At 47.0% G+C, this 21,427-nt stretch carries 15 protein-coding genes; 12 read left to right on the plus strand and 3 right to left on the minus strand.

Translation table 11 applies throughout. The features are described from left to right. The first annotated feature begins 62 nt into the window (after positions 1-62). The 8 genes from ACWYVB_RS19255 to tldD all read left to right on the plus strand — a co-directional run bounded on the left by ACWYVB_RS19255 (position 63) and on the right by tldD (position 10,902). A complete protein-coding gene (locus ACWYVB_RS19255) occupies positions 63-1,106 on the plus strand; it encodes a rod shape-determining protein (protein WP_005381144.1) in 1,044 nt (347 codons plus the stop codon). Positions 1,107-1,256: 150 nt separating this feature from the next. Beyond that, positions 1,257-2,156: a rod shape-determining protein MreC gene (mreC, locus tag ACWYVB_RS19260; RefSeq protein WP_005396268.1), complete on the plus strand. Its 900-nt coding sequence runs from the start codon at positions 1,257-1,259 to the stop codon at positions 2,154-2,156. Then, entirely contained in the window at positions 2,146-2,634 is a 489-nt protein-coding gene (gene mreD / locus ACWYVB_RS19265) for a rod shape-determining protein MreD (protein WP_012841380.1), read from the plus strand. Before mreC ends, mreD begins: the two co-directional genes overlap by 11 nt. Before the next feature lie 4 nt (positions 2,635-2,638). Beyond that, positions 2,639-3,208 carry a Maf family protein gene (locus tag ACWYVB_RS19270; protein WP_395217997.1) on the plus strand — a complete coding sequence of 190 codons (570 nt, stop codon included), beginning with the start codon at positions 2,639-2,641 and terminating at the stop codon, positions 3,206-3,208. Positions 3,209-3,226: 18 nt separating this feature from the next. Beyond that, positions 3,227-4,696 (plus strand): ribonuclease G, encoded by a 1,470-nt coding sequence (gene rng, locus ACWYVB_RS19275; RefSeq protein WP_005381138.1) that lies wholly within the window; start codon positions 3,227-3,229, stop codon positions 4,694-4,696. Positions 4,697-4,708: 12 nt separating this feature from the next. Beyond that, on the plus strand, positions 4,709-8,590 hold the full coding sequence (locus ACWYVB_RS19280) for a YhdP family protein (RefSeq protein WP_395217998.1): 3,882 nt from the start codon (positions 4,709-4,711) through the stop codon (positions 8,588-8,590). Positions 8,591-8,623: 33 nt separating this feature from the next. Then, on the plus strand, positions 8,624-9,445 hold the full coding sequence (locus tag ACWYVB_RS19285; RefSeq protein WP_085344285.1) for a carbon-nitrogen hydrolase family protein: 822 nt from the start codon (positions 8,624-8,626) through the stop codon (positions 9,443-9,445). Positions 9,446-9,456: 11 nt separating this feature from the next. After that, positions 9,457-10,902 carry a metalloprotease TldD gene (gene tldD / locus ACWYVB_RS19290; protein ID WP_047009150.1) on the plus strand — a complete coding sequence of 482 codons (1,446 nt, stop codon included), beginning with the start codon at positions 9,457-9,459 and terminating at the stop codon, positions 10,900-10,902. Between the two features lie 66 nt (positions 10,903-10,968). Here the strand turns inward: tldD and ACWYVB_RS19295 are convergent, their stop codons facing one another. Beyond that, entirely contained in the window at positions 10,969-12,345 is a 1,377-nt protein-coding gene (locus ACWYVB_RS19295; protein WP_256935779.1) for a PhoH family protein, read from the minus strand. A 561-nt stretch (positions 12,346-12,906) separates the two neighbouring features. On the opposite strand from ACWYVB_RS19295, the gene rapA reads away from it, so the two are divergent. After that, positions 12,907-15,816 carry an RNA polymerase-associated protein RapA gene (gene rapA, locus ACWYVB_RS19300; protein ID WP_446602798.1) on the plus strand — a complete coding sequence of 970 codons (2,910 nt, stop codon included), beginning with the start codon at positions 12,907-12,909 and terminating at the stop codon, positions 15,814-15,816. A gap of 109 nt (positions 15,817-15,925) precedes the next feature. On the opposite strand, the gene ACWYVB_RS19305 is transcribed toward rapA, so the two are convergent. After that, complete coding sequence (locus ACWYVB_RS19305) at positions 15,926-17,191, minus strand: NRAMP family divalent metal transporter (protein WP_457529820.1); 1,266 nt, start codon at positions 17,189-17,191, stop codon at positions 15,926-15,928. A gap of 342 nt (positions 17,192-17,533) precedes the next feature. Here ACWYVB_RS19305 and ACWYVB_RS19310 point away from each other — a divergent pair, with 342 nt between their 5' ends. Together ACWYVB_RS19310 and ACWYVB_RS19315 are read left to right on the plus strand one after the other, a co-directional pair. Continuing rightward, positions 17,534-18,286, plus strand: coding sequence for a pseudouridine synthase (locus tag ACWYVB_RS19310; protein ID WP_457529822.1), 753 nt, complete (start codon positions 17,534-17,536; stop codon positions 18,284-18,286). Between the two features lie 93 nt (positions 18,287-18,379). Beyond that, a complete protein-coding gene (locus tag ACWYVB_RS19315) occupies positions 18,380-19,342 on the plus strand; it encodes a D-2-hydroxyacid dehydrogenase (RefSeq protein WP_457529824.1) in 963 nt (320 codons plus the stop codon). An 88-nt stretch (positions 19,343-19,430) separates the two neighbouring features. Here ACWYVB_RS19315 and yjgA read toward each other — a convergent pair whose 3' ends face one another. Beyond that, entirely contained in the window at positions 19,431-19,958 is a 528-nt protein-coding gene (gene yjgA / locus ACWYVB_RS19320) for a ribosome biogenesis factor YjgA (protein ID WP_005396253.1), read from the minus strand. 110 nt (positions 19,959-20,068) lie between these two features. Between yjgA and pmbA the strand changes: the two genes are divergently transcribed. Then, complete coding sequence (gene pmbA / locus ACWYVB_RS19325; protein WP_005396252.1) at positions 20,069-21,412, plus strand: metalloprotease PmbA; 1,344 nt, start codon at positions 20,069-20,071, stop codon at positions 21,410-21,412. Positions 21,413-21,427: the final 15 nt, after the last annotated feature.

Genomic DNA, 21,427 nt, shown 5'->3' on the forward strand with positions numbered 1-21,427 from the left:
GAGGCATTGGTACATTTAGAGCAATTTTTGTCTTCTATATTTTTGCAGGATGAGCGAAGAGTATGTTTAAGAAACTTCGTGGCATGTTTTCTAACGATCTATCTATCGATTTAGGTACAGCCAACACTCTAATTTACGTAAAAGGGCAAGGTATTGTCCTTGATGAACCTTCTGTAGTTGCTATTCGTCAAGATCGTGTAGGTTCTGCAAAAAGCGTTGCTGCAGTCGGTCACGCAGCAAAACAGATGCTTGGTCGTACACCTGGCAACATTTCCGCTATCCGCCCAATGAAAGACGGCGTAATCGCTGATTTCTACGTAACCGAAAAAATGCTTCAGCACTTTATCAAACAAGTGCATGACAACAGCATCCTAAAGCCAAGCCCACGTGTTCTTGTTTGTGTTCCTTGTGGTTCTACCCAAGTTGAGCGTCGCGCAATTCGTGAATCAGCTCTCGGTGCTGGCGCGCGTGAAGTTTACCTAATCGACGAGCCAATGGCGGCAGCAATTGGTGCTGGTCTGCGCGTGTCTGAGCCGACAGGTTCAATGGTGGTCGATATCGGTGGTGGTACAACTGAAGTTGCCGTTATCTCTCTAAACGGTGTGGTTTACTCATCGTCTGTACGTATCGGTGGTGACCGCTTTGATGAAGCGGTAATTAACTACGTACGTCGTAACTACGGCAGCTTGATTGGTGAAGCCACGGCTGAAAAGATCAAACACGAAATCGGTTCTGCTTACCCTGGCGATGAAGTTCAAGAGATTGAAGTTCGCGGTCGCAACCTTGCAGAGGGTGTGCCACGCAGCTTTAGCCTGAACTCAAACGAGATCCTTGAAGCGCTTCAAGAGCCGCTATCTGGCATCGTCTCAGCAGTCATGGTTGCACTAGAGCAGTGTCCACCAGAGCTTGCTTCAGACATTTCTGAAAACGGCATGGTTCTGACTGGTGGTGGCGCGCTACTGAAAGATCTCGATCGACTATTAATGGAAGAAACCGGTATCCCTGTGGTTATCGCGGAAGACCCACTAACGTGTGTTGCGCGTGGTGGCGGTAAAGCACTAGAAATGATCGACATGCACGGTGGCGATCTGTTCTCTGAAGAATAAAGGTTTAGGTGAAGCTCATGTCGGGCTTCACCTTCATTTCTGCTCTCTCTGTAATTCAAACATGCTCCATACCTAAAAGTATTTATTTAAGTATTTTTAGGTTGCCAAGTAAGGCTCAATAATCATGGAAGCAATCAGGTCAAAAACAAGATGAAACCGATTTTTGGCAGAGGTCCGTCTCTGCAATTACGTCTGTTTTTTGCTGTCATCGTGTCGGCGAGCTTAATGCTGGCTGATAGTCGTCTAGATACGTTTTCCAACGTCCGATACTTATTGAACAGTATGGTTGCGCCCATTCAATACGCAGCCAATTTGCCTCGCAGCATGTTCGATGGCGTATTTGAACGTTTTAATACTCGTCAGGCATTAGTTGAAGGCAATCGCAACTTAAAGCGAGAAGTGCTACGCCTGAAAAGCGAGCTGATCTTGCTCGATCAATATAAAGAAGAAAACCAACGTCTACGCAAATTGTTAGGCTCTTCATTTGTCCGGGATGAAAAGAAAGTCGTAACTGAAGTGATGGCGGTTGATACCTCACCTTATCGTCATCAAGTGGTGATTGATAAAGGACAAATAGACGGTGTATACGTCGGACAGCCAGTGATCAACGAAAAAGGCATTGTTGGTCAGGTCACGTTTGTCGCAGCGCACAACGCACGTGTTCTGTTGCTAACGGATGCGAAAAATGCGATTCCTGTCCAGGTGATCCGTAACGATATTCGAGTTATCGCGTCGGGCAATGGTGAAATGGATGAAATCCAACTGGAGCACATTCCAACCAGTACTGATATTCAGGTTGGCGATCTATTGGTGACATCCGGCCTAGGTGGGATTTACCCAGAAGGGTACCCAGTCGCGACGGTTACCAATGTGGATCACGATACGCGCCAAGAGTTTGCGTCAATCAAGGCTGAGCCAGTTGTAGAGTTTGATCGTTTACGTTACCTACTGCTGATTTGGCCGAATGAAGATCGTCAACACAAAGTGCTGCGATCCAATGTGGATGAAGGGCTAGAGCAAGAAGAACAAGAGGTAACTGATGGCCAATAATGTAGTGAGCAGCCGAATGGTGATTGGTGTCAGTTTCTTCGTTGCGCTGGTATTGCAAACCATTCCGTGGCCAGGTGTGTTGGATGTTTTACGTCCATCATGGTTGTTTCTTGTCACTTGTTATTGGGTGTTGGCACTGCCGCACCGAGTGAACGTTGGAACCGCGCTAGTGCTGGGCTTATTATGGGATATCTTGATCGGCTCAACGCTTGGAATTCGCGGCATGATGATGTCGATTGTCATCTATCTGGTGGCGTTGAATTTCCTGTTGATTCGTAACATGGCATTGTGGCAACAGTCGATTTTAATTGCCTTTTTTACTGCGTTATTGGAAGTTTTGATATTCTGTGGGGAATATTTGAACCAGGACGTAGTATTTAATCCATTATCTCTGTGGACGGCGGCAATAAACTGTATACTTTGGCCATGGATGTTTTTATTAATGCGACGAGTTCGTCGTGCATGGCACGTAAGGTAAAGCGGTGAAGAAAAGCTTATCTCTCGTTCTCGCATCGGGTTCTCCGAGAAGAAAAGAGCTGCTTGCTCAACTGGGTTATGATTTTGAGATCGTATTGCCTGATATTGAGGAAGCCAAACAGACTCATGAGCAAGCACGAGATTACGTGTTGCGTCTTTCTTTGGAAAAAGCTCAGGCAGGCTTAGCATTAGCTAAGCCTGATTCCGTTGTATTGGGCTCTGACACGGTCGTAGTATGCGATGACCGTGTGCTAGAAAAACCAAAAAGTTTTGAAGATTCAAAGCGTATGCTTACTGACTTATCCGGTCGTCGTCATCAAGTGATGACTGCGGTGAGCGTCGTATCATCGGAACAACAACATTCAGTGGTCGTCACCACTGACGTGTGGTTCAAACAACTGACTCACGAAGAAATCGAACAATATTGGCAGTCAGGAGAGCCATGCGATAAAGCTGGAAGTTATGGTATTCAGGGACTCGGAGGGCGATTTGTCACCCGAATCGAAGGCAGTTATCACGCTGTAGTAGGCTTACCTTTGTTCGAAACCGATCAGCTAATTCAAGAATTTTTATAATTGTTTTGAGGTGTGCACATGAGTGCAGAATTGCTGCTTAACGTGACCCCGAGTGAAACTCGTGTGGCCATGATTGAAGGTGGAGTACTACAAGAAATACATATCGAGCGCGAATCGCGTCGTGGCATTGTGGGCAATATATACAAAGGCAAAGTCAGCCGAGTACTGCCAGGTATGCAAGCGGCTTTCGTCGATATCGGTTTAGATAAAGCGGCGTTTTTACATGCGTCAGATATTGTCCCGCATACCGAATGTGTGGCAGAGAACGAAAAACAGCAGTTTCAAGTCCGTGATATCTCTGAGCTGGTACGTCAGGGACAAGACATTGTTGTACAAGTGGTCAAAGATCCGCTCGGTACGAAAGGCGCGCGTTTAACGACGGATATCACCTTACCTTCGCGTTATCTTGTTTTTATGCCGGGGGCCAGTCATGTCGGTGTTTCGCAGCGTATTGAGAGTGAGAAAGAGCGCGAGCGTCTGAAAAAAGTGGTGAATCATTACTGTGATGAGCACGGTGGTTTTATCATTCGTACCGCCGCGGAAGGCGCAGATGAAAAAGAGCTTTCTCAAGACGCGGCATTTCTTAAGCGCTTGTGGCTAAAAGTCATGGAGCGTCGTTCAAAATACAAAACACGTTCAACGCTTTACGGTGAACTTGGTTTAGCCCAGCGCATTCTGCGTGATTTTGTCGGCACAGAGCTCGATAAAATCATGGTCGACTCCCGCCTCGAATATGAAAACCTGAAAGAATTCACTTCTGAGTATGTACCTGAGTTAACAGACAAGCTTGAGCTTTACGAAGGTGACAAGCCAATCTTTGACATGTACGACACCGAGAATGAAATTCAGCGCTCCTTAGAGCGCAAGGTTGAGCTAAAGTCGGGTGGCTATTTGATCATTGATCAAACTGAAGCTATGACAACTATCGACATCAACACTGGTGCATTTGTTGGTCGTCGTAATCTTGAAGAGACCATCTTTAATACCAACATTGAGGCAACGCAAGCTATTGCTCGTCAGCTGCGTTTGCGCAATCTCGGCGGCATCATCATCATCGACTTTATCGATATGGCGTCTGAAGAGCACCGTCAGCGAGTGCTCACCTCATTGGAAACGGCGCTGGCGAAAGACCGAGTAAAAACCAACATCAACGGCTTTACTCAGCTCGGCTTAGTCGAGATGACGCGTAAGCGCACACGAGAAAGTATTGAACATATCTTGTGTTCTGGCTGTCCTACTTGTGAGGGCCGTGGTAGCGTGAAAACGGTTGAAACCGTGTGCTTTGAGATATTACGAGAGATTACTCGTGTAAACCGTGCTTACGATGCCGATAATTTTGTTGTGTACGCATCGCCGTTTGTTGCTGAAGCGCTGTTGGGTGATGAGTCTCATGCATTGGCTGAGCTCGAAGTATTTATTGGCAAGCAAGTGCGAGTTCAGGCTGAGCCCCTGTACATTCAGGAACAGTTTGATGTCGTAATGATGTAATTTGGAACATTTGTGAATTCTGGTGTTAACCGTTTTGGGCGTTTTTGTGCGTGGAGTTTAGTTACTGTACTGGTGTTATTGGCCATATTAGTAACCACACTGCGCGTCACATTGCCACAACTTAACCACTTCCAAGATGAGATCAAAACCTGGGTCAAGCAGGACACAGGTTTTGACTTTTCTATCGCCAACGTCGCAGGGACGTGGCGCAATAATCACCCCTCCATCGCGCTACTCGGTTTAGAAGCGAATCTGCCGAATATTCAGGATGCACGCTTTGCCGTTGAAGAAATCCAAATTGAATTCGATCTCATTCAATCTCTTTTGCAACTCAAACCGGTGGTCGCTGACCTCACCATCCATAACCTCGCTCTGGATATTCACACCGTAGACATTCTGCCGACCTCTAGTCGTCAAGAGCAGGAACCGAGTGTGGACAAGAGCGAAGTGAAGCTCATCGACCAACTCGACTCACTTCTTTTACGTCAGTTTGAAGACTTCACCATTACCGACTCACGGATTTGGTATAAATCGGTATCTGGTGAGACTCGCCGTTTAGATATCGAGCAGCTCCGTTGGAGCAACCAAGGCAAGCATCACTTAGCTGAAGGCACCGTGAACATTGCCGATGTTCGTCTGAATTCACTGTTAGTGAGCGCTAACTTTAAAGACCATGGTTCGCTGCGTGATGTGTCTGGTGAGTTTTACGTAAGTGCCCAAGATGTCTCAGTGACGCCTTGGTTAACCACTTACATGCAAGAAGAGTCGGGTGCTGAGTCGGGTAAGGTCAGCTTAAACACTTGGCTGACGTTGAAACACAGCCAACCGAATGATGCGTATGTTGAACTGTTGCCTTCTGAGCTGGTGTGGAATGAAAACGGTCGTCATGAGCTGTTTATCGAGTCAGGTATTTTCAACCTTCGACCTGATAAACAAGGTTGGAAAGTAAATGGTCACTCACTTCGTATCAGAACCGACAACACCCCTTGGCCGGAACTAGACGCAGCGTTTGATTGGCAACCGAATGGTTGGATGCTCAACCTTTCTCAACTCGATATCGAAGTACTTATTCCGCTCATCAAATTGGCTCCAGAGTCGGAATCGACCAGTGATCTTATCAACAAATTGGCACCGAAAGGCCGAGTTGAAGATGTTCGCTTGTCCATGAACGGTGGTTTAGACACGTTACGCTACTCCGCGGAACTGGATGAACTTGCGATGACGCAATGGGAACTGCTACCAGGATTCCATCATGTACAGGGCAGTGTATCTGGTGATTTAGATCAGGCAAAAGCGAAAGTAACCGTCATTGATGATGTATTTCCGTACGGTGATGTATTTCAAGCTCCGCTGAATATCAAACAAGGTGAAGTCGATATTATCTGGCAACAAGATGAGAGCGGCTGGCGCTTGTGGTCTGATAAAGTGACGGCAGCGACACCGGATCTTCAAGTACTAGGAGCATTCCGTCTTGATTTTCCAAAAGAACAAAGCCCATTTTTATCGTTTTATGCTGAAGCAGATCTCTATAACGCAGGTGAAACATGGCGTTACCTGCCGACTCTGGCACTTGGACAAGACTTAACGGATTACCTATCGACTGCGATTCAAGGCGGTAAAGTGAATACGGCTAAGCTGCTGTGGTATGGCGAGTTAGGGGATTTTCCTTACAAAGATCATAATGGCATGTTTCAGGCGTGGGTCGGTTTAAAAGACGCGAAATTTAGCTTTGATACGGCGTGGCCAACCATCACTGATCTGCAGCTGGACTTGCTGTTTGAAAATGATGCCATGTATTTGGATTCAAAGTCCGCTACGCTAAATGGTGTTCATGCCAAGCGTATTACTGGGCGAATCCCTGAGTTGGCGGAAGGTGGGCACATTGAGATTGAAGCCAAAGCGAGCGCGCCGGGCAATGAAGTTCGTGACTACATGATGGCGACGCCATTGGTGGACTCGGTCGGGGCAGCGTTGACGGCGCTGCAAGTGAGTGGTCCGGTTTACTCTGAGTTCCAGCTCAACATTCCGTTTGATTTTGAAAAAGAGTCCCGTGCTTGGGGTTATGCCGATTTAACAGAAAATCGTGTCGATATTGAAGCGCCGCCAATGACGCTGGAGAAAGCCACAGGGCGTATCCACTTCGATAATGATGTGGTCACCACATCGGGTTTGTCTGCAGAGTTGCTTACCCAGCCTATCTCCCTCGATTTTCGTGGTGAGAGTGCGGAACAGGGCTACAATGTGACGATTAATACATTAGGGGATTGGGACGTTGAGCCTCTCAAACCTTATGTTGGTGAGCGTTGGTTAAAGCTTGTTTCTGGGCATGCGCCGTGGCAAATGGACATTGACTTACAACTTAATGATGTAGGCTTCACCTATCAACTTGATGTGTTGGCGCAGCTAAATCGTTTAGCGAGTCAATATCCCTATCCGCTAGCGAAACAAGTTGGCGAGTCCGGGCAAGCAAAACTGCAGGCATCCGGCAACCAAGAAAGTATTTCAGCAAGACTACAGATCCCAAATGCTAAGTATCAAACCGAGATAGATATAACTGGCGAGGTACCTGTTCTGACGGCGACTCATTTAATGGTCGGCAAAGGTGGTTTCAGGATCAGCCCTATTGTCGGACACGATGCATCAGTGCGTGTCGGTGAGCTTAATTTAGACCAGTGGGCAGAGCTGATTCAGGGCTCGGAAGGTAAGCAATCCTCATCTGTTCTGGCAAGCATGAAGACGCCGAGTATTCCATTGCCTACACGGATTGATGTTGAAACGCCAAACTTGCAGCTTGGTGGGATTGAGTTTCATGATGTGGACTTCTCCGCAAGCAAAAAGAATTTGAGCTGGCAACTCGATGTGGACAGTCAAGAGGTTAAAGGTAAGGCTAACTATCTGAAGCCGTATGACTTATCGGTCTCTTTGGAGCACTTGCACCTGTATATTCCAGGGTTTGAAGAGATGACCAAAGAGCGTAGCTCGCTCTTTGCCAGTGAGGATCAAAACGCGCCTTTGATTACCAATTTTGACCGCCAGTTTCACGCTGAGATGCCAAACTTAACTTTGAACATCGATGATTTCTGGTTGCAAGGTTACAAAGTGGGGAAGGTGAATGTTGATTTGCAGCGTCGCGAGAACCGTTTGGAGTGGAAAAATATCACCTTTAGCAGCGGCAAAAACCGTATTGATATGAGCGGTTGGTGGGACCTGACAAAAGAGAATAGCCATTCCAACTTAACCATGAAAATGAAAGGTGATAACAACACTGATCTTATGGAGCGCTTTGGTATCACATCGGGTATTCAGCAGGCACCATTTGAGATCAATGCCAATATGGAATGGGACGGCGCGCCTTGGTCGATGAAGACACAAACCTTGCAAGGGAATGTCTCAACGGAATTTGGTAAAGGCGTGATCAGTGAAGTCAGTGGTGCGGCACGCTTGTTAGGTTTGTTCAGCTTGGATTCTATCATCCGTAAGATGCAGCTCGACTTTACCGACGTATTCGACAAAGGCATGGCGTTTAACTCGATCACTGGCACGGGCAAAATCCAAGATGGCGTATTTATCACCAACGATATCGTGATGGATGCGTTAGCAGGAGAAATGCAGATCCGCGGCATCGCCAATATGAACAGCAGAATGGTCGATGCGGAAGTGAAGTTCACCCCAGACATCACATCAGGCCTACCAATGCTGACCGCGTTTGCAGTAGCGCCACAAACCGCGTTGTATGTTTTAGCCATCTCAACAGTGATTTCTCCGGTGGTTGAGGTCTTCACTCAAGTCAATTATGAAGTGAAAGGCCCACTAGATTCCCCAACGGTGAAAGAAATTTCGCGAAGTAAAGGTGAATACAAACTGCCAGAAAAGCTGCGTGAACAGGCCAAATAACTCACCGACTAAAATGGAATAAGGAGGAAACACATGGAACGTGTTGGCATTATTCAAATGACATCGGGTCCGGATATCACTGCGAATCTGGACTTTATTGAAAAACAGTGTGCTTTGGCGAGTAAGCAAGGTGCCAAGCTTGTCCTTACCCCTGAAAATACGGTGCTGTTTGCCAACCGCGAAGCGTACCATCAACATGCAGAGCCACTTGGGAGTGGCGTGATTCAACAGCGGCTCTCTGAAATCGCAAGAAAGAACCAGTTAACACTGATTGTCGGAAGCATGCCCATTCAAACCGCAAAAGGTGTCACGACCACAACGCTTGTATTGCCGCCGCACGGTAAATGCATTGCTCACTATGACAAACTGCATATGTTTGATGTCGACGTAGCCGATGGTTATGGTAGTTATCGTGAGTCGGATACGTTTATGGCGGGTAATCAAATAGTCGTGGCGGAAACCGATATCGGCAGCGTTGGATTGAGCATCTGTTACGATCTTCGTTTCCCTGAGCTTTATAAAGTATTGCGCCAAGAAGGCGCGGATATCATTGTGGTGCCTGCTGCGTTTACCGCTGTGACGGGGCAAGCTCACTGGGAAGTATTATTGCGAGCTAGAGCGATTGAGACACAATGTTGGATTTTGGCAAGCGGACAAACTGGAACGCATCCATGTGGACGAAAAACATGGGGACACTCAATGGTCGTTGACCCTTGGGGACGTATTCATAAACAGCTTCAGGATGAAGTAGGCTTATTGGTGACAGAGATAGATTTGTCACAAAGCCAACAAGTAAGGCAGAATATGCCGCTGACTCAACACAGTCGCTTTCAAAATGAATTGAGACGGAAATAAAAGAGCTAACTATGAGCACAAACCAAATAGAACAGGCACTCCTTGCCCCAAATGGTCTGACAGAACAAGACATTGCTGACACGCTTGCCAGCATTGCGACACGCCAGATCGATTATGCGGACATTTACTTTCAGTCCAGCTGGCATGAGTCTCTGGTTCTAGAAGACAGCATCATCAAAGATGGCTCTTTTAACATTGATTGTGGTGTTGGTGTCCGCGCCGTAACTGGCGAAAAAACAGGCTTTGCCTACTCTGATCAAATCCAGCCTGAAGGCCTGAAGCAGAGTGCAATGGCGGCGCGCGGTATTGCTCAGCAAGGGCAAAATGGCAAAGTTCATGCGTTTAAACGTACGGAGAACCAAGCGTACTACGCGGCTGTGAATCCACTAGCTGAATGGGAAAAGCAGCAAAAAACAGAATTACTTAAGTCTCTAGATGCTTACATCCGCACTAAAGAACCATTGATTAAAGAAGTCTCGATCAGCATCAGCGGTGTGCATGAGCAGATGCTTGTTGCGGCAACAGACGGTACTTATGCAGGCGATATTCGTCCTTTGGTACGTTTGTCTATTAGCGTGCTCGCTCAAAAAGGTGAACGACGTGAACGAGGTAGCGCTGGTGGCGGTGGCCGTTTTGGTTACGATTTCTTTTTAACGGAAAGCAATGGTGTGAAACAAGCTTTCCATTATGCAGACGAAGCGATTCGCATGGCGTTGGTTAACCTTGAAGCAGAAGCCGCGCCAGCAGGTATGATGCCAGTGGTATTGGGCTCAGGTTGGCCAGGCGTATTGCTACATGAGGCGGTAGGTCATGGCTTAGAAGGTGACTTTAACCGTAAGGAATCTTCGGTTTTCTCTGGCAAAATGGGTCAACAAGTGACGTCTTCACTGTGTACCATTGTTGATGACGGTACATTAAAAGACCTTCGTGGTTCACTGAATGTGGATGATGAAGGGGTGAATGGCCAGTACAACACGCTCATCGAAAATGGCGTGCTGAAAGGTTACATGCAAGACAAGCTAAACGCGCGGTTAATGGGTGTGAACCCAACAGGTAACGGTCGTCGTGAGTCTTATGCACATTTACCAATGCCGCGTATGACCAACACCTACATGCTACCAGGTGAACATACGCCAGAAGAAATCATCTCGACGGTCGAGAAAGGGTTGTATGCGCCAAACTTTGGTGGCGGTCAGGTGGACATTACTTCGGGTAAGTTTGTGTTCTCCGCATCGGAAGCGTACTTAATTGAAAATGGCAAAATTACGCGCCCAGTTAAAGGGGCGACGTTGATTGGCTCTGGTATCGAAGCCATGCAGCAAGTGTCTATGGTCGGTAACGACCTAAGTATCGACAAGGGCGTTGGCGTATGTGGTAAAGCAGGCCAAAGTGTGCCAGTTGGCGTTGGTCAGCCGACCTTGAAATTGGACTCACTGACGGTGGGTGGCACTGAGTAACTCATTCGAATCGTTATAAAAAGAGCGCTCATCAGAGCGCTCTTTTGTTTTGTGAGTCGATGTCGACTACAGGTTCTCTTCGGCAAACTCTGCCAAGCGGCTACGAACCACGCCGTTAAGGTGAATATTCGCGCTGCCTTCAAAGTTCTTGAAGCGTTCAACCATGTAGGTCAAACCAGAGGTCACAGGGGTGAGGTATTGGGAGTCAATCTGCGCCAAGTTACCGGAGCAGACGATTTTGGTTCCTTCGCCGCAGCGGGTGATGATGGTTTTGATTTGTGAAGCGGTGAGGTTTTGACACTCATCAAGCAGCACAAACGCATTTTGAATAGAACGGCCACGCATAAAGTTGATCGATTTAAACTGAATATTGGCTTTATCGCAGATGTACTTCAATGAGCCTTCAGTGCAGTGATCGTGTTTATGTAGCGCTTCCAAGGTATCGGTCACCGCCGCTAACCACGGCATCATTTTCTCCTCTTCTGAGCCGGGTAGGAAGCCGATGGATTCACCGATGTCTGGCGTGTTACGCGTCACGATAATTTTATCGAACATGCCTTTTTCAATGGTTTGCTCCAGTGCTGCTGCCATGGCTAATAGCGTTTTACCACTACCAGCGGCACCGGTTAAAATCACTAGGTCAATATCCGGGTCAAGTAAGGCATCCAACGCCATTCCTTGGTAGATGTTTTTTGGTGTGATGTCCCAAGCCTTACGGTGCATCATGCGTTCGCGGCTCAGGTCGAGTAGCGTTAATTTGTCTTCATTGATGGTTTCCACGCGGCCAGCAAAGTCGCTGTCTTCATCAATCACATATTGGTTAATAAAGGTTGGTTCAAAAGGTTCACGACTGAGCTTGTGATAGGTTTTTCCGCCCAGCGCATAACTTTCCACTTCCTCAATATCACTCCAGAAGTCCCCCTCACGCAGTTGAAAACCTTTGGTGAGGTATTGAATGTCGTCAATCAGTTGATCGGTTCGGTAGTCTTCAACAAAACGTACGCCAGCGCCTTTGGCGCGCAGACGCATGTTAATGTCTTTCGTGATCAGTACCACTTCACGTGGTGCTCGCTTGTTTTGCAGATAAAGCACCGCATTGAGTATGCGGTTGTCACCGGCTTTGTCGGCGAAGGCTTTGACGGTTTCCTGCAGTTCAAAATCCGCCAAAATGGAAATGGTGCCTTGGTCGGGGCTGTCTTTAGAAACAGGAATACCTTCAGAAATTTCATCGGGCGTTGCTTCTTTAAACAAATCTTCCAAAGCGCGAATAGCCACGCGAGCGTCTCTTGCGACATCGCGTTTGCTGTCTTTGATTCGGTCGAGTTCTTCCAACACGGTCATGGGGATAACGACATCGTGTTCTTGGAAAGAGAAGATGGCAAAGGGTTCATGAAGAAGAATGTTGGTATCAAGTACAAACAGTTTCCGATCGGTATCGCCCATAGCGTCTCCTTGCCGTAATACGGCTCTGCATGCGAGTGGTTAGGTCGTTCTCAAATAGGTGTGAAGCGGCCTAACTCTGATTGCTTGCAATAGAGGTTGTCGGGCTGATGTCGGTTAGTGTGCAACCGAGTAGCAAGACAACTTACTGCAAACCCGTGTTGATCCTAATCGTGTACTAACGCGCTTAAATCATATGCAATGGTTTTAAACGCCCCTCACTAGAAGTATACGTAATATTTACGTTCTACAACTTAATAATTGGCATGAGTATTTTACAATTTGATTGCATTTATAGTTTGGGGAAAAAAAGTTTCTGCTTGGTGCGGTTTCGGCGTGACCTAAATCACAGCTTCAAGTAAGATTAGCGACCTTTTTCTGCGTATAGGCTACGTCCGATTTATCATGTTGAGCTGGCTTAAAAATACTCAGTTCATACTGGAATGACGAATGCTATCGGCATAGCAGAAGCCAGAATCAGATCTAAACTATTATCCATGCCTACGGGCATGAGTAGACCAACAAGAAACACGAATCAAGAACTAATAACGAGGTAGTCAATTCATGACATTTGCTTTGGGGCAGCGCTGGATTAGCGATACGGAAAGCGATTTAGGTTTAGGTACCGTTGTAGCAATGGATGCTCGTACTGTGACATTGATGTTTGCAGCGTCAGAGGAAAACCGAGTTTACGCACGTAACGATGCACCTGTTACCCGAGTCACCTTTAACGTTGGTGATGTCATCGACTGCCAAGAAGGTTGGTCTCTAAAAGTTGAAGAAGTACTGGAAGATGAAGGTCTATACACCTATTTCGGTACTCGTGAAGACACGCAAGAAACCGCCGTTGTTCTGCGTGAGATTTTCCTTAGTAACCAAATTCGTTTTAATAAACCTCAAGATAAGTTGTACGCCGGTCAAATTGATCGCATGGACAACTTTGTTCTGCGTTACCGTGCGCTAACCAACCAGTTTGAGCAGCATAAGAGCCCAATGCGTGGCCTATGTGGTATGCGTGCAGGTTTGATCCCTCATCAGCTTTACATCGCGCACGAAGTTGGCCGTCGCCACGCGCCACGCGTATTACTGGCGGATGAAGTTGGTTTGGGTAAAACCATCGAAGCGGGCATGATCATCCACCAGCAAGTGCTGTCTGGCCGTGCAGAACGTATTTTGATTGTGGTACCTGAAACACTGCAACATCAATGGCTGGTTGAGATGATGCGTCGTTTCAACCTGCATTTCTCTATCTTTGACGAAGAGCGTTGTATCGAAGCATTCGCGGATGCAGAAAACCCATTTGATACCCAGCAATACGTGCTGTGTTCTTTGGACTTCCTACGCAAGAGCCGCAAGCGTTTTGAACAAGCACTGGAAGGCGAATGGGACCTACTGGTTGTCGATGAAGCGCATCACCTTGAGTGGAGCCAAGATAAACCGAGCCGTGAATACCAAGTAGTGGAAGGCTTGGCTGAACGCACTCCGGGCGTACTGCTACTGACGGCAACGCCAGAACAGCTTGGTCGTGAGAGCCACTTTGCTCGTCTGCGCTTGCTGGATCCTGACCGTTTCTACGATTATGAAGCGTTTGTCGAGGAAGAAGAGCAATACGCACCTGTAGCGGATGCGATTACTTCACTTTTCTCTGGTGAAAAACTGCCTGATGAAGCGAAAAACCAGATTACTGAGTTGTTGTCTGAACAAGACGTAGAACCACTTTTCCGCATTATCGAAAGTGAAGCGGACGAAGAAGCGAAAGCGTCAGCGCGCCAAGAGTTGATCGACAACTTGATGGATCGTCACGGTACGGGACGAGTTCTGTTCCGTAACACACGTGCGGCTATCAAAGGGTTCCCTGCGCGTAACGTGCACCTGATGCCAATGGATATCCCACCGCAATACACCACGTCAATGCGTGTTGCTGGGATGATCGGCGGTAAGATGAGTTCGGAAGCACGTGCAATGAAGAACCTTTACCCAGAAGAGATCTTCCAAGAATTTGAAGGCGATGATGCAAGCTGGTGGCAGTTTGACTCGCGCGTGAATTGGTTACTTGAAAAGGTAAAAGAGAAGCGCAGCGAGAAAATTCTGGTGATTGCCTCTCGTGCAAGTACGGCTCTGCAATTGGAGCAAGCACTGCGTGAGCGTGAAGGCATTCGTGCGACCGTCTTCCATGAAGGTATGTCGATCCTTGAGCGTGACAAAGCAGCCGCTTACTTTGCGCAAGAAGAAGGTGGTGCACAGGTTCTTATCTGTAGTGAAATCGGCTCTGAAGGTCGTAACTTCCAGTTTGCCAACCAATTAGTCATGTTTGACTTGCCGTTCAATCCTGACTTGCTTGAGCAACGTATCGGTCGTTTGGACCGTATCGGCCAAAACCGCGACATCGACATTCATATTCCTTACCTGAAAGGTACCTCGCAAGCCATTCTTGCTCGCTGGTTTGATGAAGGTTTAAACGCTTTTGCAGAAACTTGCCCAACAGGCCGTGCCGTTTATGATAAGTACTCTGATGATCTGATTGAAATCCTTGCTTCTGGTGACACCAGCACGCTAGATGAGATCATTGAAGCGTCAGCAAGAATGAATAAAGAGCTGAAATCCCAATTGGAGCAAGGCCGTGATCGCCTGTTAGAAATGCATTCAAATGGCGGAGAAAAAGCACAACAAATCGTTGAGAAAATTGAATCAACCGACGGCGATACCAACTTGGTCACCTTCGCACTTTCTCTTTTTGATACGATTGGCTTGAACCAAGACGACAAAGGTGAAAACGCACTGATTGTGACCCCATCTGAGCACATGATGGTACCAAGCTACCCAGGCCTGCCATACGAAGGGGCGACGATCACGTTTGATCGTGATACGGCTTTATCTCGTGAAGATATGCACTTTATCAGTTGGGAGCACCCAATGATCCAGGGTGGTATCGATCTTCTGATGAGTGAAGGGGTGGGGACGTCTGCGGTATCTCTACTGAAAAACAAAGCGTTACCAGTCGGGACCATTCTTCTTGAGTTGATTTACGCGGTAGATGCGCAAGCGCCAAAACGCAGTGGTATCGCGCGCTTCTTACCGAAAACGCCAATCCGTTTGATGATGGACTCGCGTGGTAATGATTTGTCTGCTCAAGTGGAATTTGAAAGCTTTAACCGCCAGCTCAGCCCTGTAAACCGTCACTTAGGCAGCAAGTTGGTCACGTCGGTACAGAAAGACGTACACCGCTTAATTGAAGCGGGGGATAGTCTTATCGAAGCGAAGGTTGAGGAAGTACGCAAGCAAGCTCATCAAGATATGCAGCATAGCTTGAATGCAGAACTTGAGCGTTTGCAAGCACTGAAAGCGGTAAACCCAAATATTCGTGATGAAGAAATTGAAGCCATTGATGCACAAATTAAGGAGCTCACTGGTTACATCAACCAAGCTCAAGTGCAGCTCGACTCGCTACGTTTGATTGTGGTGAGCCACAACTAAGTAAGCATTTATTGTTCATTAAAAAAAGGTCTTCAGTTGAAGACCTTTTTCTTTATTTGCGGTTTAGTTTCTTTATGCGGAATGCATTAATCACTGATAGCTACCTCATTTACATCAACCACTTCCACCAGATAAATACAACCAAGAAGCCAAACAAGTAAATCAAACCGGCAATCGACAACCACTTCAATTTAGGTCCAACAGCCAAAGGTTCAGGTAACTCGGTTTTGCTCACTAATGTGTAATTTAGCAGAGCAAAGAATGGCGTGGTCATAAAGGCGAGGATCATCGCAAAGTTCAGCATAGGCAATAACGCAGAAGCCCAGAAAACCACAATACCTAATGCAAGTAAGGCGACCACCAGCATGATCGCTGACGTGGCTTTAGGGTTAGTGTCTGGTTGTGAGCGCAGTAGACGTTGAGAGTCAGAAATAACGCGTGAGTAGCCATCAATAACGGTAATCGTGCTGCCAAAGATACAGAAAAACGCAATTACCGCGATTAAGTAACGAGACCATTCGCCAATTGTTGCCGCATATAAGCCAACCAATTGGTGGGAGAAGCCAACGCCAGAGCTTTCAAGCGCAACGCCAGAGCCATAAAGCATCAAAGAACCTAATGATACAAAGATAATGGCAAGAAAAGCCGTGCCAATATAACCGACATTAAAGTCAAATAGAGCAGAGCGATACGTTACTTCTTGCTGGCTTGATTGGCGTTTTAGCCATGCAGAGGTTAAACAGGAGATCTCTATCGGTGCTGGCATCCAGCCCATTGTTACGACGATAAAGCCAATTGCCGCAATCGACCAAGGTGACGGTGGCTCGAAGTTGGCCACTTGCTCAACAGGGTTACCAAAGGCGATAGAAACGGCAAGTAAAGTCGCGATGGTTAACACCGACATGATCACCTTAGATAGCGTATCGAGCGCTTTGTAATGGCCAGCAAATAATATGATCAGGCAGGTGACAATCACAATGATACTGAGTGATGCCATTGATAGTGAAAACGGAATGAAGTAGCCCAGCAAGCTAGCACTAAACATCAACAAAGCGGCGGTATTGATTACGGCTGAGACCACGCTCAGAAATAGAAATAGCCATAGATAAGGCCGACCTAATTTCGCGTAGCCCTCAACCAAGGTGAGCCCTGTCCCCATGGTGTACTGTACGCCCGCTCGGAAAAAAGGGTATTTAAACAGGTTTACGAGCAGAATCAGTGCAGCCAATTGCCAGCCATAAATCGCACCAGCTTTGGTTGATGCGACTAGGTGAGAGCCACCGACCGCAGCAGATGCCATTAATATGCCGGGGCCTAGCGAACGAAAAAATAAGGAAAGTTTGGATTGGGGTTTATCTATAACGGCGGAGTCCATTGCTTATTGTCCTTTTTATCTTATGTATCTTTCTAAAGAGATACATACCGCAGTACATGACAAGCTGAGCGCTCGCCCTATACTGCGCAACGGTAATATCTTTTAAATGCTGTGTTTTGATGTATTTATTTTAAGTATTCTTTGCGAATATCATGCTGTGTGCATCTAGCACTCTATTCAGTTATGCGTCTTGTTGTCAAACTAAATTTACAACGTGCTATTTTTAGTTTTTATGCTAAAGGATTGACTTTGTTTTATTGGTTTGAACTTTTCTTCAGCACCCTGCATCTGGGTGCTATTTGGGTATATAATCGCGGCGTTTTTATTTTGTAGAGATCTCCCATGGCAATGCTTGAATATACCCCTCCCACCGACCCTTGGGTCGATATCGTTTTTGAGGATGACGACATTCTGGCAGTGAATAAGCCATCTGGGTTACTGTCTGTTCCTGGTCGACTTGCAGAGCATTACGACAGCATGTGGAGCCGCCTCAAGGAAGTGCATCCAGAAATCCAAGTAGTGCATCGCTTGGATATGTCGACATCAGGGTTGATGCTGCTGGCGAAAAACAAACCTTCGGAGCGAGCATTAAAAAAGCAGTTCCAATATCGTCTCACCCACAAGGTGTATTACGCACGTGTTTGGGGGCATGTTGAGCCGCAAGAAGGGAATATTGATCTTCCATTAATTTGTGATTGGCCAAATCGTCCGCGACAAAAAGTATGCTTCGACGACGGCAAGCCATCTCAAACTTTATTCCAAGTGGTGAAGCGTGAAGTGCACCCTGATGGCACCCATACGACCGTTGTGCGACTACTGCCCATTACTGGTCGATCGCATCAGTTACGCGTGCATTTGATGGCGATTGGTCATGCGATTATTGGTGATGAGTTTTATGCAACTGAAGAGGCGTATCAGTTTTCAGAGCGTTTAGAGTTGCACGCTGCGGAGCTAAGTTTTTATCACCCAGCCACGGATCAGCTGAGTAGTATTTTTGTACCTTGTGACTTTTATCCTGAAGCCGAGGCGGCGATCTTTAACCATTTTTCTCCAGAACGTACATTGCCTGATTATAAAACGTTGCCACACCCTTAATGCCAACCGCAGTCAACAACGGTTCTTTCTAGTTCGCTATTTCGTTACTGTGGTTGATGTATCCTGTCTTTCAGCCGTGAACAAGGAGTTGTTATGTCTTTGCCGACCATCGTATTTTTGGACCGTGCGACCATCCCAGAACATATTGAGATCCCACGACCTAGCTTTCAGCACCACTGGCGTGAGTACGACTTAACCGCGCCAGAGCAGGTAATAGAAAGGTTAGCAGATGCAGATATCGTGATTAGCAATAAAGTCCTGCTTGACCAAAATGTATTAGAGCAACTACCACAATTGCGGATGATCGCGGTTGCCGCAACTGGTTTTAACAACGTCGATGTGGACTACTGTGCTAAGCAGGATATTGCGGTTGCCAATGTACGTGGTTACGCGACGCGTTCGGTACCTGAGCACGTGATGGCGATGCTGTTTGCTTTACGCCGAAATTTATTTGGTTACCATCAAGATATTGCCGCTGGCGAATGGCAGCGTAATAAGCAGTTCTGCTTTTTTACGCACCCAATCGGGGATATAGGTGGTAGCACACTAGGTGTTATTGGCAGCGGCGCTTTAGGGCAAGCGACAGCACAGTTAGCTAATGCGCTAGGCATGCAGGTGATCTTTTCTGAGCGTAAAGGTGCACCGGAATGTCGACCTGGTTATGTACCGTTTGAAGAAGTGTTGAAACGTTCTGATGCGTTGACTTTGCACTGTCCGCTCAACGAGCATACTCAGAATTTAATTGGTCAAGCAGAGTTGCAACAAATGAAGTCCAACGCCATTCTAATTAATACGGGGCGTGGAGGCTTGGTTAATGAGGAAGCGCTGGTGGATGCCCTAAAGCAGGGAGAAATCGCTGCGGCTGGCTTTGATGTCTTTACCCAAGAACCAGCTGATGAGAGCAATCCGCTGATTGCCAATATGGGTTTACCTAATTTGTTACTGACACCGCATGTTGCATGGGGCAGCGACTCATCGATTCAACGTTTAGTGGAAATCTTGATTGAGAACATTAACGCTTTCGAGCGCGGAGAGCGTATTAATCGCTTGGTGTAACGCTGACATTTAAGTAAAAGATAAAAAAGCAGACATCATGTCTGCTTTTTTTCGTTAATTGAATGCTCGTTGGAATCGAACCGTCGAATTAAAACTCTTCTTCGTTCAGACCTTTTAGGATCTGGAAGATTTCGCGGTACGCTTTTGCTGGTTTCCCTGCTTTTTTCTCTTTGGCTGCTTGGCGAGCCAATTGGCGTAGACGCTGACGATCCGCCTCTGGGTACATTTCCATTACGTCATCAATGGCTTTGTCACCTTCTTCCACCACGCGATCACGCAGAGCTTCAAGCTTGTGGAATACCGCCGTTAATTGAGAGTGCTTGTTACGAATCTTATCCAACGCCGCTTGGATTGGCTCTGGATCTTCATAACGCATCAACTTACCAATACGTTGTAATTGGCGACGACGTGCTTCGTTTTTAAAGCGTTGTGCGTCTGCAATTGCTTCTCGCAGGTCTTCGCTCAATGGAAACTTTTCGAGAACTGCAGGTTTGAGGCCGACAAGCTCCTCACCTAGCTTTTGCAGTTCTTCCATGTCTCGCTTCATCTCGGATTTGCTTACCCAGATGATCTCTTCTTCTGGTTCCCATGGCGCTTTTTGATTCTTACGTGCCATTTCAGTTGCCTGTGTTTTGATTAATATTATGACTATTTTAACAAGAATCGTGGGGAGAAAGCGAAATTCTTGTTATCCTATTGTTCATCAAAGACAAGATGTGAAAGACAATGGATATTAAACAGCAGGTTGCTGAGCAACGTACCGAGCTAGAGCAAGCCGTCGCAAGAGCCTTAAAGCTTGCATCGGCAAAATCTGACGCCGCCGAAGTCGCAATTACCAAAAGCACTGGTTTAAGTGTATCTACTCGCATGGGCGAGGTAGAAAATGTCGAGTTCAACAGCGATGGTGCGCTGGGCATTACCGTTTACCGAGGTCAACGTAAAGGCAGTGCTTCCACGTCTGATTTAAGTGAAGCTGCTATCGAGCAAACCGTTATTGCGGCGCTGGATATTGCACATTACACATCTGAAGATCCATTTGCAGGGCCCGCAGCCAAAGAATACATGGTGCAAGAGATCCCTGAGCTTGATCTTTTCCACCCAGACGCCCCCGATCCCGATTATGCTGCCGATGTGGCGATCGCCGCTGAGAAAGAAGCGTTAAGTTATGACAGTGCAATCAAGCAAAGTGATGGCGCGAGTTATGATAGCCACTACGGTGTAAAAGTGTATGGTAACAGCCATGGCTTATTAGCAAGCTATGCGTCTAGCCGCCACAGTACCAGTTGTTGTGTGATTGGCGTTGGTCAAAATGGCGAAATGGAGCGTGATTACAGCTACACAGTGGCACGTCATCGCGATGACTTATGGACACCAGAAACGGTGGGTCGTAAAGCGGCAGAGAATACGATTAACCGCTTAGATGCGCAGCGCCTAAAGACAGGTAAATACCCAATCATGTTTGCCGCTGATGTTGCAACTGGCTTGATTGGTCACCTTGTTATGGCGATCAGCGGTGGTAACCTGTACCGTAAATCTTCTTTTCTACTTGATCACCTTGGTAAGCAAGTGCTTCCTGAGTGGTTCAATATCTCGGAGCGTCCACATGTATTACGTGGTTTGGCGTCAAGCCCCTTCGATAGCGAAGGCGTGTACACTCAAGATCGTGAGATCATCACTGACGGTGTGCTAGCGACTTACCTGTTAACCAGTTATGCCGCACGTAAAATGAAGATGGCGCCGACAGGTCACGCTGGTGGGATTCATAACTGGTACGTGAAGTCGACAGGCCAAAACTTCGAACAAATGCTTAAAGAGCTCGGTACTGGTCTTCTAGTGACAGAAGTGATGGGACAAGGCGTGAACGTGGTAACAGGTGATTACTCTCGCGGTGCTGCAGGCTTCTGGGTTGAGAACGGTGAAATCCAATACCCAGTATCGGAAATTACCATCGCTGGTAATCTGAAGGACATGTTCAATAAGATTGTTGCCGTAGGTAGCGACGTTGAAACGCGCTCGCAAATTCAAACGGGTTCAATCTTACTGGATGCGATGAAAGTGGCGGGTGAGTAAGTTCTCCCAATTCAG

Source organism: Vibrio sp. JZG10, assembly GCF_054064075.1.

Bases quoted from the DNA above. Each gene is read 5' to 3' on its own strand.
- mreD (WP_012841380.1), top strand. From the start codon at position 2,146: ATGGCCAATAATGTAGTGAGCAGCCGAATGGTGATTGGTGTCAGTTTC.
- tldD (WP_047009150.1), top strand. From the start codon at position 9,457: ATGAGCACAAACCAAATAGAACAGGCACTCCTTGCCCCAAATGGTCTG.
- mreC (WP_005396268.1), top strand. From the start codon at position 1,257: ATGAAACCGATTTTTGGCAGAGGTCCGTCTCTGCAATTACGTCTGTTT.
- ACWYVB_RS19310 (WP_457529822.1), top strand. From the start codon at position 17,534: ATGGCAATGCTTGAATATACCCCTCCCACCGACCCTTGGGTCGATATC.
- yjgA (WP_005396253.1), bottom strand. From the start codon at position 19,958: ATGGCACGTAAGAATCAAAAAGCGCCATGGGAACCAGAAGAAGAGATC.
- ACWYVB_RS19305 (WP_457529820.1), bottom strand. From the start codon at position 17,191: ATGGACTCCGCCGTTATAGATAAACCCCAATCCAAACTTTCCTTATTT.
- ACWYVB_RS19295 (WP_256935779.1), bottom strand. From the start codon at position 12,345: ATGGGCGATACCGATCGGAAACTGTTTGTACTTGATACCAACATTCTT.
- ACWYVB_RS19315 (WP_457529824.1), top strand. From the start codon at position 18,380: ATGTCTTTGCCGACCATCGTATTTTTGGACCGTGCGACCATCCCAGAA.
- ACWYVB_RS19285 (WP_085344285.1), top strand. From the start codon at position 8,624: ATGGAACGTGTTGGCATTATTCAAATGACATCGGGTCCGGATATCACT.
- ACWYVB_RS19255 (WP_005381144.1), top strand. From the start codon at position 63: ATGTTTAAGAAACTTCGTGGCATGTTTTCTAACGATCTATCTATCGAT.
- pmbA (WP_005396252.1), top strand. From the start codon at position 20,069: ATGGATATTAAACAGCAGGTTGCTGAGCAACGTACCGAGCTAGAGCAA.
- rapA (WP_446602798.1), top strand. From the start codon at position 12,907: ATGACATTTGCTTTGGGGCAGCGCTGGATTAGCGATACGGAAAGCGAT.
- rng (WP_005381138.1), top strand. From the start codon at position 3,227: ATGAGTGCAGAATTGCTGCTTAACGTGACCCCGAGTGAAACTCGTGTG.